This window comes from Microcoleus vaginatus FACHB-2002, assembly GCF_040004035.1.
Taxonomy (GTDB): domain Bacteria; phylum Cyanobacteriota; class Cyanobacteriia; order Cyanobacteriales; family Microcoleaceae; genus Microcoleus; species Microcoleus vaginatus_C.
The window spans coordinates 54019-68839 of sequence record NZ_JAMPLN010000018.1 but is presented as its reverse complement, the minus strand read 5'-3'; the positions used below and the strand labels follow the sequence as shown (position 1 = coordinate 68839).

Annotated in this window: 16 protein-coding genes; 9 read left to right on the top strand and 7 right to left on the bottom strand. The window is 47.9% G+C overall.

What is annotated here, in order from left to right; all coding sequences use genetic code 11:
- Positions 1 to 5: 5 nt before the first annotated feature.
- Both NDI35_RS16720 and NDI35_RS16715 read left to right on the top strand, forming a co-directional pair.
- Positions 6 to 902: a metal ABC transporter permease gene (locus NDI35_RS16720; protein ID WP_445313721.1), complete on the top strand. Its 897-nt coding sequence runs from the start codon at positions 6 to 8 to the stop codon at positions 900 to 902.
- A 290-nt stretch (positions 903 to 1192) separates the two neighbouring features.
- The gene (locus NDI35_RS16715; protein ID WP_445313720.1) at positions 1193 to 1651 is read left to right on the top strand and encodes a peroxiredoxin; all 459 of its coding nucleotides are present in this window, start codon (positions 1193 to 1195) and stop codon (positions 1649 to 1651) included.
- 129 nt (positions 1652 to 1780) lie between these two features.
- On the opposite strand, the gene NDI35_RS16710 is transcribed toward NDI35_RS16715, so the two are convergent.
- A complete protein-coding gene (locus NDI35_RS16710) occupies positions 1781 to 2419 on the bottom strand; it encodes a Uma2 family endonuclease (protein WP_445313719.1) in 639 nt (212 codons plus the stop codon).
- 175 nt (positions 2420 to 2594) lie between these two features.
- Entirely contained in the window at positions 2595 to 3248 is a 654-nt protein-coding gene (gene hpf / locus NDI35_RS16705; protein ID WP_445313718.1) for a ribosome hibernation-promoting factor, HPF/YfiA family, read from the bottom strand.
- A 151-nt stretch (positions 3249 to 3399) separates the two neighbouring features.
- Here hpf and lipB point away from each other — a divergent pair, with 151 nt between their 5' ends.
- Positions 3400 to 4083, top strand: coding sequence for a lipoyl(octanoyl) transferase LipB (lipB, locus tag NDI35_RS16700; RefSeq protein ID WP_445313717.1), 684 nt, complete (start codon positions 3400 to 3402; stop codon positions 4081 to 4083).
- Positions 4084 to 4146: 63 nt separating this feature from the next.
- On the opposite strand, the gene NDI35_RS16695 is transcribed toward lipB, so the two are convergent.
- On the bottom strand, positions 4147 to 4368 hold the full coding sequence (locus NDI35_RS16695; protein ID WP_332984474.1) for a helix-turn-helix domain-containing protein: 222 nt from the start codon (positions 4366 to 4368) through the stop codon (positions 4147 to 4149).
- A 222-nt stretch (positions 4369 to 4590) separates the two neighbouring features.
- Between NDI35_RS16695 and NDI35_RS16690 the strand changes: the two genes are divergently transcribed.
- Positions 4591 to 4824 (top strand): hypothetical protein, encoded by a 234-nt coding sequence (locus NDI35_RS16690; protein ID WP_445313716.1) that lies wholly within the window; start codon positions 4591 to 4593, stop codon positions 4822 to 4824.
- A gap of 358 nt (positions 4825 to 5182) precedes the next feature.
- On the top strand, positions 5183 to 5530 hold the full coding sequence (locus NDI35_RS16685) for a hypothetical protein (RefSeq protein ID WP_445313715.1): 348 nt from the start codon (positions 5183 to 5185) through the stop codon (positions 5528 to 5530).
- A 165-nt stretch (positions 5531 to 5695) separates the two neighbouring features.
- Here NDI35_RS16685 and NDI35_RS16680 read toward each other — a convergent pair whose 3' ends face one another.
- Together NDI35_RS16680 and NDI35_RS16675 are read right to left on the bottom strand one after the other, a co-directional pair.
- A complete protein-coding gene (locus NDI35_RS16680; RefSeq protein WP_445313714.1) occupies positions 5696 to 6253 on the bottom strand; it encodes a single-stranded DNA-binding protein in 558 nt (185 codons plus the stop codon).
- A gap of 220 nt (positions 6254 to 6473) precedes the next feature.
- Positions 6474 to 9017: a mannose-1-phosphate guanyltransferase gene (locus NDI35_RS16675; RefSeq protein ID WP_445313713.1), complete on the bottom strand. Its 2544-nt coding sequence runs from the start codon at positions 9015 to 9017 to the stop codon at positions 6474 to 6476.
- A 569-nt stretch (positions 9018 to 9586) separates the two neighbouring features.
- Here NDI35_RS16675 and NDI35_RS16670 point away from each other — a divergent pair.
- Both NDI35_RS16670 and NDI35_RS16665 read left to right on the top strand, forming a co-directional pair.
- Entirely contained in the window at positions 9587 to 9784 is a 198-nt protein-coding gene (locus NDI35_RS16670; RefSeq protein WP_190662954.1) for a hypothetical protein, read from the top strand.
- 7 nt (positions 9785 to 9791) lie between these two features.
- Complete coding sequence (locus tag NDI35_RS16665) at positions 9792 to 10529, top strand: class I SAM-dependent methyltransferase (protein ID WP_445313712.1); 738 nt, start codon at positions 9792 to 9794, stop codon at positions 10527 to 10529.
- A gap of 534 nt (positions 10530 to 11063) precedes the next feature.
- Here the strand turns inward: NDI35_RS16665 and NDI35_RS16660 are convergent.
- The gene (locus NDI35_RS16660; protein ID WP_445313711.1) at positions 11064 to 12809 is read right to left on the bottom strand and encodes a hypothetical protein; all 1746 of its coding nucleotides are present in this window, start codon (positions 12807 to 12809) and stop codon (positions 11064 to 11066) included.
- 329 nt (positions 12810 to 13138) lie between these two features.
- On the opposite strand from NDI35_RS16660, the gene NDI35_RS16655 reads away from it, so the two are divergent.
- Positions 13139 to 13390 carry a hypothetical protein gene (locus NDI35_RS16655; RefSeq protein ID WP_445313710.1) on the top strand — a complete coding sequence of 84 codons (252 nt, stop codon included), beginning with the start codon at positions 13139 to 13141 and terminating at the stop codon, positions 13388 to 13390.
- Between the two features lie 45 nt (positions 13391 to 13435).
- Here the strand turns inward: NDI35_RS16655 and NDI35_RS16650 are convergent, their stop codons facing one another.
- Entirely contained in the window at positions 13436 to 13915 is a 480-nt protein-coding gene (locus tag NDI35_RS16650; RefSeq protein ID WP_445313709.1) for an NUDIX domain-containing protein, read from the bottom strand.
- 152 nt (positions 13916 to 14067) lie between these two features.
- On the opposite strand from NDI35_RS16650, the gene NDI35_RS16645 reads away from it, so the two are divergent.
- The gene (locus NDI35_RS16645; protein ID WP_333123514.1) at positions 14068 to 14769 is read left to right on the top strand and encodes an esterase/lipase family protein; all 702 of its coding nucleotides are present in this window, start codon (positions 14068 to 14070) and stop codon (positions 14767 to 14769) included.
- The last annotated feature ends 52 nt before the right edge of the window (positions 14770 to 14821 follow it).

Sequence of the window (14821 nt, the reverse complement as noted above, 5' to 3'; positions counted from 1 at the left end):
GTTTTATGCTACAAACCTTAATTGAGCCGTTGCAGTACGGATTCATGCAGCGATCGCTCGTAATTGCCATTCTCGTCGGCATCGTCTGCGCGATCGTCGGCAGCTACCTAATGGTACAGCGGCTGGCATTGCTCGGAGACGCCATCAGCCACTCGGTTTTGCCCGGATTGGCGATCGCATTTATCCTCGGAGCAAACATCTTTGTCGGCGCCTTCATTGCGGGAGTTTTGAGTACAGTAATCATAGCTTGGATCAAAGCTCGATCGACAATCAAAGAAGACGCGGCAATGGGCATCGTATTTTCGGCATTCTTCGCCCTCGGCATCACCTTAATTACGATCGTCCAAAAAGACAACAAAATCGACCTCAACCACTTTCTTTTCGGCAACATCCTCGGCGTTACCCCCCAAGATGCGATCGACACAGCCGTCATAGTCGCCGTAGTCTTATTAGTTGTAGTATTGTTTTACAAAGAACTGCTATTTTACACATTCGATCCATTAGGAGCGCAAGCCACAGGTTTGCCAGTAAACCTGCTCAACTTCGGACTGATGGTACTCATCGCCCTCACAATAGTTGCCAGCCTCAAAGCTGTTGGCGTAGTGCTAGTCTTGTCTTTATTAATTACACCCGCAAGTACCGCCTATCTCCTAGTCACTCGCCTGCACCAAGTAATGATTTTAGGCGCAATAATCGGAGTTATTTCCAGCATTAGCGGAATGTATCTCAGTTACTTTTATAACTTGCCCTCGGGCCCCGCAATAGTTTTAGTTGCATCGGGATTATTTGTACTATCATTGCTGTTCAGTCCCACTCAAGGAATCCTCACCCAGCCCCGAACACACTCCGGTCAAATTCCTCCTATATGGCGGGAATTAAAAAATTTGACTAAAGGTCGATAACTACTAACTTTGTAGTAAGGCTTCAGCGCCGCCCCTCCCATTGTTAATCAAAATCTTCGTTAATCCCCGTGGATGTGCGGTTCAAAAAAGCCTCTTCAATTAATCCGCGTAACTGCGAATCGTTGGCTGCATCCAGATTGTGTAAAAACGGTTTTTTTTAGGATTGCGAGAAAGCACAAATGGGAGGCTGCCGAATCGGGCGATCGCAACTGCGAACTATTGGTCACAAAAAACTGTACAATAACAAAAGTTCAAATTTCCCGCAAACAGCTCTACTAAGTTAAAAAAACATGACAGTCAAAGTAGGAGACACCGCACCCGATTTTACCTTACCATCTCAAACTGGCACATCAGTCAGCCTCAAAGATTTTAAAGGGAAAAAAAACGTCATAGTCTACTTTTATCCCAAAGACGACACACCCGGATGCACCACCCAAGCTTGCGCTTTTCGAGATAGCTACGAAGTCTTCAAAGACGCAGGTGCAGAAGTCATAGGAATTAGCGAAGATTCGCAACAATCGCACCAGCAATTTTCTGCCAAATATCAGCTACCCTTTACACTGCTGAGCGATAGTGGCAACAAAGTGCGGCAATTATACGGAGTTCCAGCTACGCTGTGGATTATGCCCGGTAGAGTAACTTATGTCATTGACAAAGAAGGCGTTGTCAAGCATATTTTTGACTCCATGTTAGACTTCAAAGCACACGTTGCCGAAGCACTCAAAACTTTAGAAGCTATTAAAAGTTAGGTGGATTTGTTTAAGTATATTGTTGGTAGTGAGGACGAAAGTCCTCATCCCTCATTGTCTAAAAAACCCGAAAAAACTAAATTCCTGACTGCGAACTAAGGGTTTTTAGTGAGGAAGAAAGTTTTCAGACTAGAGGTTTTCCCGTACCCAATTTTTAAAAGCTTGAATAGCGTGAGTTCTACCAGCAACTTGACTCTGCTGAGTGTACTGATTCACCAGTTCGACAATCGGGATATTAGGGAAAGTGGGACTAACCTCAGACTCAATATATTGTTCGGCTTGCAAGACGTTGATTTGTAGCCCTCGCCGTGCGTATCGCCAAAGTTCCGGCACTCCTAGAATTTGATAATTATCCAACTGCGTGCGAGAGGTGAGATCAATTTCTATAGCTAAGTCTGGGGGCGGATCAACACTCATATCGAGGCGATTTTTACCGATAACGGCTGCTTGATTTTGAATGTAAAAACAGGTATCCGGTTCTACAGCCTGACTCATGCGTTCATTTTTCAACGTTGTCGAACCTAACGACTCAAATGCTATTTGTCGTGTTTCCAACAAAATTTTTACCATGTCGCCAATAATTTCTTTGGCTTTTTCATGTTCGGGCAGAGGAACCATAATTTCTAACCGTCCGTTACTATAAGAAAGTCGGGAAGCACGACGTTCTCCTAATTCCGCCAAAATACTTTCAAATTGTTGCCAGTTAACATCCTCAACCAGTAATTGCTGACCTGGCTGAATCTTCAATTGTCTTAACTCCAATAGCATAATTTTTCATCCGTTTTCTGTAGGAAATATCGCCCAAGTCCTGACTACGAATTATTATCTTAAAAAACCAAGAAAGGACTAAAGTTCTTACTAAAAACTCGTGGTTCGTAGTAAGGACTTTAGTCCTTTTTTGCTAACGGCTTGCAGCCATTAACAATTAGCACTCAGCAATTATCTAGCTTTTTGCAACACTCGATTTTTCCGATGTAGCGCTTTCGGCAGTTTTGCCATTTTTGCTATTACCGTTACCGTTGCTGTGGCGGGGTTGAATAACTCCATAGCCACCGTGAGTTTTTCGTTCGTAGAGTACGTTAATTTCGCCTGTTTCCGCATTACGGAACATATAGAAATCGTGATCGATAATCTGCAATTGTTCCAAAGCTTGTTGCACAGTCATTGGAGGCATAGCAAAATACTTAGTCCGCACCACCTCAGCAGGAAGTTCGGGAGTTCGATCGCCAATCAGATCCGCTACTACAGGATGTTCATCAACTACCGTAACCGTTTTGGCACTACTTTGGGTCTTGTTGTCGTGGCGTTTTTCCTTAAATTTCCGCAGTTGACGAGCTATCTTGTCGGCAACCAAATCGATGCTAGCATACAGGCTTTCCGTGCTTTCTTCAGCCCGAATCACGCTGCCGTTAGCATAAATTGTCACCTCAGCAGTCTGCTTAGGATTGATCCTGGGGTTACGAGCCACCGATAGATGTATGTCCACTTCTGTCGTCAAAGTTTGAAAATGGCTAACTGCCTTTTCCACCTTTTGATTGACGTACTCGCGAATCGCATCGGTGATTTCTATATTCTTACCCTGGATAACAAGCTTCATAGAGCTCCCTCCCTTCTGTAACGTGGGTATATTTTATACAGTAGCACTATGTATTCTGGAAAACACTTATCTTCCAAATCTTTTATTATATGTTGACAATTCTTGATTTAAATTGCGCCAATATTCCGTCAAAACACTATTGATTTTTTGCATGATTTCCCCTCTCACCCCTCAACAGCTAAATGCACAACCCTGCTTACTCCTCGATTGGGGACTTGTTCCCTACTCCCAAGCTTGGGAAATCCAGCAAAAACTCGTGCAAGAGCGCCGCGACACGCCTGATTTGCCAGATGTCCTGATTTTGTTGGAACATCCGCCGGTTTACACTTTGGGACTGGGAGCAAAGCTGGAATTTCTGAAATTTGACCCAAGTCAAACTGGGCCGGAACTGCACCGAGTTGAGCGGGGCGGCGAGGTGACTTACCACTGTCCGGGCCAATTGGTGGGCTATCCGATTTTAAATTTGCGGCGCCACCAGCAAGATTTGCACTGGTATTTGCGGCAGTTGGAGGAAGTGCTGCTGGGGGTGCTGGAAGTTTGCGGGTTGAAGGGTTCGCGGGTTCCCGGTATGACTGGAGTTTGGGTGAATGGGTGCAAGGTAGGTGCGATCGGCATTAAAGTCAGCCGCTGGATTACGATGCACGGTTTTGCTTTAAATGTTTGTCCGGATCTCGCAGGTTTTGGGCAAATTGTACCTTGCGGGATTCCCGATCGACCTGTTGGGAGTTTAGAGCAGTTTATCCCGGGAATTGAGGTCGATCAAGTGCGATCGATCGTTGTCGCTGAGTTTGCTCGCGTTTTTGCAGTGGAAATTGTGCGATTCCCTACGGGATAGCTTCGCTTCACGAATGTGTAGGGTGCGTCGCTGTCAACACTACTAACTATCGCAGTCGGTTTTTTAAGTGCGATCGGAATTTTCCTCCTCATACACCATTAAATCTCCCGGTTGGCAGTTTAGTGCTTTGCACAAAGCATCAAGAGTTGTTTCATCAATTCTTGTTAGCCGGCGGCGGGTTTTGATTTTAGAAACAGATGTTGGGTGCATCCCAACTCTAGCCGCCAATTCTTTATTGCTGATATTGCGATCGGCCATCACAACTGCCAATTTCCAACGGATCACTGCGGGTACTCAACTACTAGCCAGGACTTTGCAAGGTGATGTTAGCATCCTGCAACCTTCACTAACACTTGTATTGCCGTAGAGGCAATATTTTTTGTCGTATCGCTTGACTTGCAGCAGCGAATGAACTATGCTGAGGATGTACAAACGGAAAAGCGATCGCCCCTTTGCCTCGAAAACTCAAGGGCGATCGCTATCCGACTATTTGTGTAGTTAAAACTTATGATATCACAGCCAAAGTCAGTTCCCGAACTCCTGCGCGAAGAAATTCCCGACGCACCCATCGGAAAGCAACCGATCCGATTGTTGATTTGCGGGATTCCCAAAGGAGTCGAAAGCCTCATCAATCTGCTGCACGTTTTAGGTTTTGCTGAAGTTGGGGAATGGAGTCCGCCTTTACCGTCCCCTCTAGCAGGTGAAGTAATGCGGATTTTAACCCGTTACTGGAAAGAATAATCTTTAAGGGCGATCGTCCTTTCTTGAGTGAAGTGCGATCGCTCTTAAATTACCAAAAATATCAGGCTTGATTCTCCACCCAATCAATTAAAAACTCCAGACTAAGGATTCTAAATATCGAATCGAATTAACGCGGCGGTGTTTGCGAGACTTGGGGGTATTCATAGAGAGAATTTTAACGGTCTGTACTTACTGACTCAAGAATTGAGAGAATTGGTAGAATGCGCGAGCGCGGGCTTCTCTAACCTCAGACAGAAGCAAGACCGATGCAGAAATACGTCCTAAGAGTTTTGCGATCGCCCCTAGCGTCAGGTAAGCTTCTTGTTAATTATTGCGCTCAGTTCAGGAGAAAAAATTTATGCCAGATATGTCCGGTCAAGACCCCTCGGAAATTAAAATGGCGACGGTTGATGAAGAAGAAAAAGGCGCAACGTTTAGCGGTACGGTCATCCTTGGTATCGATGTCGAGGGTGCTGGGGAAGTCCTTTTCTTCAGAGACTTTTTGATTGAAGATTATAAAGGCGAACTTACCGCTTATCTGGCAACAGATGGCAATATAACGAAAAGCATTGATTTAGGCGAACTTAAGCATAAGAGCAGCAGCTTTAAGCTGCCAATTCCGCTGGGGACGGATACATCACCCTACAATACCGTCGTGCTGCGCGACGAAAAAAGCAAGAAAAAAGTTGTGACGATCAAGCTGTAAAATTTGCAATTTAGCTCGTAGTTCAGCCAAATTTGATCGCCCTTTTTTTCCTGAAGTGCGTGAAGCGAAGCTATCCCGTAGGGAATCGCTCTTAAATTAAGGTGCGTCACTTTCGATCGAACGGCGAAGTTTTGCGATCGCTCGTAAAGTGATGCACCCTAATTTTTAAAACGGAATCGGATCGTAATCGGGATTTTCCGGTTCGTTAGACGAACCCGACGGGCGATCGGACTCAGAATTAGAAGACTGATGCGAGTTCCAATCCGAACTAGACGTGCGGTTAGCGCCACCTGGAGCGCTGTTAGAACTGCGGTTCCGCGAGCCTAAAGGTACTACGTTGCTCGGCACATTAGCCGGGGCGGTGTCGCGAATTGGAGCCGGTTCGGGGGCGGTTCTAGTTGGGGGAGCCGAACTCATTGCATCAGCCCCGACACTGTAAATCCTTTGAGCTGTCAGTTCAGCGCGCTTTTCTTTAATACCATCTCTTTCGATCGTATTCATGCTCAGCCGTCCCTCAATAATCACGCGATCGCCCTCGTGATATTTCTCGTGAATTTCTTGAGCAAAATTTCCCCATCCTATCACTTTCAAATGTTCGGGCGGATCTTCTGGTTTTGGGCCGGGAAACTGCACCAACATCTCAGCGATTTGAAGTTGATTGTCTGGAGTATAACGAAGTTGCGGTTGTTGAATTATTTCCGCCATCAAAATGCAGCTATTCATCTGTTATCTGTGCGTAATTGGGAATTGGGAATTGGGAATTGGGAATTGGGAATTGGGCATCGGGAATTGGGAATTGGCCCGCGCAGGGACTTCGGGATTGGGAATTGGGCATGAACTTTCAAGTAAAAAGGTAAAACTTAAAATAACGCATTTTATTTTTTTACTTTTGCATTACCAATTCCCAATTGCCAATGCCCAATGCCCAATGCCCAATTCCCGATTACACGTTACCAAATTTATCTTGGAGAACTGCCGCCTCGGCTTGACTGACAAAATCGTGAACGAGGGCGCGGTACTCCTTCAACGTTTCAGATACCCAATCTCGATCCTCACTGTTGGCGAAGATATGAACGGTCGGTTCACTAGCATCGGGTAAAACTAATACCCAATTGTCGTCGCTGTAGTTAAAAATCTTCACTCCATCTAATAATTCTAAACGATCGGGCGAATGAGTTTCTACTAAATGTCGCATCAGCGAACCCTTGATAGTCCAAGGACAGCGGACGCTGTAACTGCGGTGGGTGATGCGGGGAAGTTCCGCCTTGATCTGTCCGAGCGAGCGCTCCTGAATCGTCATCATTTCTATCACTTTAGCAATGCAGAACATTCCGTCAAATCCGGGATGCAACTGCGGGAAAATAAAACCCATAAGGCCGCTGCCGCCTAAAACCACATTCGGGTTCCTGTTAGCGGCTTCCATCAAAGCGGTTGGGTTCGCCTTCGTGCGGATTACCTTGCTTTGATAGCGTCGGGCGATCGCCTCGACCGCAGAAGACGCATGAACCGGCACTACTACTGTACCTTTGGGATGAGAAGTCAGCATTAAATTTACCATCAACGCCGTCAGCATTTCCCCACGAATCGCTATCCCAGACTCATCTACCAAAATGAGCTGTTCGCCGTTAGCCGATACCTGCACTCCAAAATTAGCGCTGAGTGCTTTCACCACCCGGCCGAGTTGGTCGAGCAAATATTCCCGTTCCCCGTTGCTTAGAGAAGTCTGCTTGAGACTGGCATTGAGGACCACCGCATCGCAGCCGAACTTGGCAAGCATTTGGGGCAAAATTGCTCCAGAAACCGCGTAAACGTAATCGATTACCACCTTAGTATTGCTGTAGCGTATTGCCTCAACATTCATCTGCCGCTCAAAAATGCGGTTGTAAACATCGAGAGCTTGGTTAAAGTACGTCATCTCTCCAATTTCGGGAATTAGAGCTCGCCGCAAATCTTCCTTAAAATAAGCCCCCTCGATTTTTTTCTCAGCTCCTTTAGTAATATTGATGCCTTTGATATCGAAGAATTCAATTAAAATGTGGTCGGAGCGATCGGGCGAAATGCGAACATGAATGCCGCCGGCAATTGATATCGTAGACGAAACCGTGCGCGCGATCGGAATTGCCGTCGATTCCAAATTGAGCACATTAATTCCCACCGACATCAAACCCGCAATCAAAGACCTCGAAACCATCCGCGAAATGCTCCGCTGGTCGCGAGAAACTGATACCGAAGTCCCGGGTTTCAAAGTCGAGCCGTAAGCCGCGCCCAATTTCACTGCAAATTCCGGAGTAATATCCACATTTGCCAGTCCTTGAACGCCACGCTGACCGAACAAATTCCGCTTAGCTTGTTCTCCCCAAATTAAATTTTGATTTAACAGAGCGCCGGATTCAATATTTTTGCTCGGCCAGACGCGCACGCTTGGCCCCACTTGTCCTTCTTCTCCCACGATGGACATTGAACCGACGACAGCACCTTCGAGGACGTGAGCGCGCCTGTCTACGCGGGTGCTCCGGCAAATCACGCAAGCCCTAAGATGAGCGTCTTCACCGACAATTGCTCCGTTCCAGACGATGGGACGTTTGAGATTTGCGTCGGCCCCGACAGTCACGTTATCTCCGATCACTGTACCGGCATCGATTTTAACTCGGGCTCCAATTCGGCAATTGTTGCCGATCATGGCCGGTACTTCGACGATCGCGCTATCGTCAATAAAAGTATTCTGACCGACCCAAAGTCCCGATCGAACTTCGTTGTAGTAGCTCAAATCCAGTTTGACCTTTCCCCGCAGCGCATCGTACTGAGATTCCCGGTAAACATCTAGCTGGCCGACATCGCACCAGTAACCCTCGGCGATGTAACCGTACATCGGCTCGTTTTTTTCCAGTAGCAGGGGAAACAAGTCTTTCGAGAAGTCGCACTCCTGATTTACCGGCAGGTAATCCAAGACTTCGGGTTCTAAAATATAAATGCCGGTATTGATAGTATCGGAGAAAATTTCGCTGCTAGAAGGCTTTTCCAGAAAGCGACTGATGCGGTAATTTTCCTCGGTAATCACGACCCCGAATTCCATCGGGTTGGGAACGCGAGTTAAAATTAACGTGGCTTTGGATTGCTGGCTGCGGTGAAATTTGATCGCTGCCGTTAAGTCGAAGTCTGTGATGCTGTCGCCGCTGATGACTAGAAAAGTTCGATCGAGCAGTTCAGCAATATTTTTGACGCAACCAGCCGTACCCAGCGGTTGGTCTTCCTCCACAGCGTAAGTTATTTGAACGCCAAACTCTGCCCCGTCAGTAAAATATTCGCGCATGACATCGGGAAGGTAGTGCAGCGTCGCAATAATTTCCGTAATCTGATGCCTTTTTAGCAAATTAATAATGTGTTCTGCGATCGGGCGATTGAGAATCGGCACCATCGGTTTGGGCAAATCGCACGTCAGGGGTCTGAGCCTCGTTCCCGACCCCCCAGCCATTAGCACTGCACGCATAAAATCCTCCTTGCTTAGAAAGCTCTCTACCGCTATTGTCCGCTAGAAAAAGTTTGCCTGCTGTAATTCGTGGGCCACCAGCAATCAGTTCTTACTTAAATATCTTCGAGTAGTCACACGTTTGGGAAATCCCGTTCGGCCCGGCCGTCCCCCAACAGCAACCGATTTCAACCGAATTAGAACTTGCGGCATCGCACCAATCCCCCGGTCGAGCTCGGATTTGTAGGGGATGTTGGGTAATACCAGTTAAAAAAAGAATGCAACTGTAGGCCCGTGCTCGAAACCCTTATCTCATCAGTCATTCCCAATTCTTTAATTCTTCCATTCTTCAATCGTATAAGTCCTCAGAATCCTCGACTTTTGGCAGAAGTCCCTTCTTGCTTGCTCGGTGAAAGCTATTTCGGGGGTGTTATTTTTAAGTTTGTGGCCAGCGGGGATTTTGAAGTCTCTTTCTGAAGGTGGAATTACTACAGCTATCGGTGCGCCTTGGCGTCTGATAAATGATAGATTAAGGGTAGCGCTTTGACTAGCTGACCCAAAATCCTATCCATTGCTTAGGGGTTTTTTCAATGAGTACGTTAATTAGCTTGGCATTGCTGATCGCTTACGGTGGCGGTATTTGGAAATTTTGGAATGGTTTCAATCGCACTAACTTCGACAGAAGTTTTGCAAATCGCCTGAAGCTCTCGCTGCTCTGGCCCGCGTTAATTTTTAATAAGCCTTACCGCCAAAACTTTACAAAAGCTCTCAAAGCTTCTAAAAGGTAATTCAAGAATGTCTAAAAAGTCCGATCGCCCAGTAGCGGGTCAGGAGCAGACTTGGTTTGCTAAAGGAAAATCAGATAGCTGGCAAGTTTTACTGTCGCAAGTCGCTTCTCGATTCGATCGCGAATACCGGGGAGAAGCTTTCGCTTTACCCGAAGAAGTCGAAGCAATGCCGATTTTCCTAGAATCAGTTGCAGGAACTCTCCAAGAAAAAACAGTTTCTCCCTTCTGGAAAATTGCCAAACCTCAAAAAAATCAGCGCTGTTTAGACATTGGCTGCGGAGTCAGCTTTCTCATCTACCCTTGGCGGGATTGGGAAGCATATTTTTACGGTCAAGAAATCAGCAGCGCAGCGCGAGACGCCTTAAACGCTCGCGGCCCTCAGCTCAATTCTAAGCTGTTCAAAGGCGTAGAATGGGCCCCCGCTCACCAGTTAAATTACGAGGAGGCTCAGTTCGATTTATGCCTCGCTACAGGCTTTAGCTGCTACTATCCCATAGACTATTGGAGTATTGTCATGGGAGAAGTAAAGCGGGTATTAAAACCGGGTGGTCATTTTGTTTTTGATGTCCTCAACCCCAATGCTCCTTTAGCAGAAGATTGGGCAATTTTGGAAACTTATCGAGCCGGCGAAGTATTTTTAGAGACAATAGAAGAGTGGGAAAAAATGATTAAAGCTGCGGGCGCTAAGGTAGTAAAAAAGCAAAGTGGCGACTTATTTCAAATGTATAAAGTTCAATACAATTGAGAGGTTAAGGGAAATAGATAATTAGCTTTGTAGTCAAAAATTCAATCATCCCAAGCCTGGTCGGGCGGACGAAAAACAACTTGATTCTTAGTAGATAAAGTAAGGTGCGTCAGCAAGTAGAAATTAGTTTGAAAAGCAACAAATATTCAAGCTGACGAACTCTACTAACTACTAACTCACAATAGTGAAGCAAGCAGATTTGATATTATATCACATCCGGTTGCATAGGAATGATTAAACCGCGAAGGCGCAAAGGACGCGAAGGAAGAGAAAGAAGAAGGTGCTGTTCTTCCTTCGCGCTCTTTGCGTCTTCGCGGTTCATTTAATCTTACGACCTAACAGAACTCGATCTAATACAAGTCTGAATCAAACAAAATTGATATTACCCATTCCCATAAGCTGTCGCGCATTTAAATTGCATATTCAAGGCGGGCGGGACGCCCAACCCCTACTCCCCACAAGAGTTGGATGGTTTTTTGACAGACAATTTAAATGCCGCAACAGCTTACCCGATTGCCAATTACCGATGCCCAATTAATTTTCGGTAGCCGCAGGAGATGGCGCTGCTTCTGGCGATGGTAACGGCGACACTTCGGCGGCAGGAGATGGCGCTGCTTCCGGCGACGGTGACGGCGACACTTCGGCAGCAGGAGATGGCGACACTTCCGGTGCAGGAGATGGTGCAGCTTCCGGCTGCGGGGACTCTTCGGCTGCAGGAGATGGCGCTGCTTCCGGCTGCGGGGACTCTTCGGCAGCAGGAGATGGCGCTGCTTCCGGCTGCGGGGACTCTTCGGCGGGTTGCGGTTGAGGAGAAGGCGACTGTTCCGCGGCTGGTTTCGGTTCAGGCGAGGGCGACGGTTGAGCCGCGGGCTTGGGTGCGGGCGGCGACGGTTGGGCCCCTGGCTGCGGTTTTGTGGAGGGGGCCGGCGGCTTCTCAAACTGCGGTTTCACTTCAGTAGGCGCTGGGGATGGCTGCTGGCCTGTTGGTCTGCTGGGCGCTGTCGGGGCGGGCGCTGGCTGCTGCTGGCCTGGTGGGTTGGGCCTGGTTGGGGTGGCGGGAATGCCACTACAAAGTTTTTCGTCGTACTTAAACTCGACAGCCAGTTGGTAAAGCTTGTGCGTGCTGGCTGCTTCAAATGTTAGAGAAGGGCTAATAATCGCAATTTTAGCCGCATTATCGAGAATACCGTAACCCGTGGGCATGATCGGCTGTGGCTCGGCCTTGAGCAAGCCTTGAGGGCTGACAACTGCTCCAAAAACTGCTCTTCCTTGGAGTTTTTGCGAACAAGCTGTTACGGGATAAGGGACGTTCACAGGAGTCGGCCCCGTCATTTCCAAGTCAGGATAAGCCTTTTTGAATTTCTCAAACAAAGCAACATAGGTATTTGCAGCCGCCAGCAGTGTCTCTTTGTCGGTGGGTAAGTTTGAACCGGGAACTCCCTGCTGTTCTAGCTGTTGCTGTCCCTGGTCAAATTGTGCCCTCCTGTTTCTTTCTCCGGGAGTTTCTGCGATGAGATTCCTTTTATTGGGATCTTTTTGAGTCAATTTTGGTACTCCATCGGGTCCCACATTCCTGCCAATTGGGAATTCCGGGGTAAAGACTGGAGCTCCGTCTGGAAATAGTGGGAGTCCGCCTCTACTGGCTATGATCTTTTTGAGCGTCTCTGCTTCATCTTCCGAGGGGCCGGCGGGAAGCTGGGGTACTTCACTCAGCGATGGCGGCGGCGGAATATTGCGATCGAAATTACCCGGTAAGGGCGGGAAAAGAAAACCGCTGGGAGGTACGGGTGGGACGAAAGTGGGTGTTGGCTGGGAGGGAGCTCTGACTGTTGGGGATGGAGTTTTGGGAGGTGGCGGGGCTGTTGGGGCCGTGAAGGGCGGGAGAGGGGAAGGAGGGAGAGGGGAAAAGAATCCAGGAGGGGGCATTCCCGGCGGCATGGCGGGCAAGTTGATGGTATCAGGTGCGGGGGGCAAGGGCGGGGCTAACTTGGGTGCTGGCCGAAGGGGAACTGGTGCGATCGAAAATGGCGTAAATCGCGTATTAGACGGTTTCGGTGGTATGGTTTGTGGCAGGCGGCCGGCTTCTGCGGGAGTTAGTTCTACTAAGCCGACAGAACCGGGGATATTTTTTGAGGAATTTCCACCATAAAGTATGTTTGAGAGCGTCGGGGCGGTTGCTCCGAGCACTCCGTGAAGGCCGACAGAAGCTAGGGCTGCCCACCAAAAAGGCTGGCGCAGCGGTTCGGAAAGGGTGTTGGCTAGGGAGGAAGAGTCAGTCATTTAAATTTTAGATTTTAGATTTTAGATTTTAGATTGGGGGATTGGGGGATGGTTAGATTTTAGATTTTAGATTGGGGGATTGGGGGATTGAGTGATTGAGTGATCGGTAATTTATATTGTTGTGGTTGTGATTGAGTGTGAATTCGTTTTAATGAGGAGAGGTTGGGAATTCAAAGGTATAATTTTAGCACGGTCGGTATCGAAATTGCCCGATCGACTTTTATTAAGATTTCGCGACCCTCACATCCAGCACTCAAGCCTAGAAACCGGGTTTTTTGGCTGGTTCAACGCTGTTATAGCAACCGCCAATTGGGTGAGGACGTTGTTAATTGCTGAAACCACTGTTTTTCTTGCCTAATGCCTTTGGCCGAATCCTATACGCGGTTTCTCAGTTATTGTTGAGAATGGTGAGCGGGGCGTCAGACGGGCCGGACTGGGGCGAGCAAAACACAGACTGCGCCGTTGCTATACCGTCTTTTTCCGGGATCTGGATCGCCACTAATTTATTAAACACGATCGATCCGTTCGATCGACCCCTGTTTCCAATTCGGTTACACAACCGGATTCATCCGTGGAAGTAATTATTCAATCCAAAATCCCAAATCCCAAATCCCAAATCGATGGATTCACCAGCGATAGCGGTAATTTTTAAAAGGAGCCCCCTCGATGGTGAGCAAGTCGATGGGATAAATTGGAGCGCCGCTGGCCATATATTGAAACATTTCCCGAACTTCCTCTCCGCGTAGAGACAACTGGTCTAATTCCTTGAGAGAATACCAGCCAGCGCACAAAGTATGCTCATCCGGCTTACTCTTGGGTGGCGTCTTATCTTGTGGACGAGCCACAAAAATGACTCGGAGGCGCACATTGCCCCTAGGCATCACTGTGTGCTCTACCCGGAGAATTCCCTCAACGATGACGGGAATGCCCGCTTCCTCAAGGGTATTACGCATAGCAGCTTCGAGCAAAGTCTCCCCTTTTTCCACTCGCCCTGCTGGGAGATACCACTGCTGCTCGTACTTGCGCTCTTGTACCAGTAGAAAACGGTCTTCTAAGTGAACGACAACTAGGGTAAAATACCATGTTTGAATCGGCTCGCGAGCCATAGAAGTAGATATTCCCTAAGCAAAAGGTTTAACGAGTGGCAGATGTTAGCAATCCAAAGGATGCTTCGGCAAGCGTCTTTGCACTTGAAAAACAGATCGTAGCACTCCGGCCGCAAAATCTAAAATCTAAAATCTAAAATCTCAAATTGACAATGCCATTACCAACCGTGATTTTACCAGGATATTTTGCTGCTGCTTCCGACTATCGGGAATTAGAAAAGTCTCTGGTCGATCGAGGTTTCCCAACAGTAACAGTGCCTCTGGGCAAGGGAGATTGGTTGCCGACTTTTGGCGGGCGGTCGATGGTGCCAATTTTGCGACAGCTCGATCGCACGGTCAAACAAATGTTACAGCAATACGGCGTTCCCCAGATCAATCTCGTCGGTCATTCCGCCGGCGGCTGGATTTCTCGCATCTATTTGGGCGAAAAGCCTTACACGATTCACGGCGACGTGCTTGAGGACGCGGGTTTGTGGGAAGCTCACCCCTGTGTGAATACTTTAATCACTTTAGGCACGCCGCACGTCTCTCAAGAGCGCTGGACGCGCAAAAATCTAGATTTTGTCAAAATTCACTATCCGGGGGCTTTTCACCCGCAGGTGCGCTACGTGTGCGCTGCTGGGAAGGCTGTTTTTGGCAAGCGCGGTTTAGGGACTTGGCTGGCTTATAAAAGTTACGAGTTGACTGTGGGGAAGGGCGAAACTTGGGGAGATGGAATTACGCCGGTGGAAGCTGCTGTTTTGGATGGGGCCGAAAATCTGGTGTTGGAGGGGGTTTGGCATTCGCCTCGTTCTCCGGGGAAGTGGTACGGTTCGCCGGAGGTTTTGCCGGCTTGGATTGGGTATTTGTGTTAGAAACGAACCGCGAAGACGCGAAGGAAGAAGCAGAAGGTTTAAGGGGCGGATT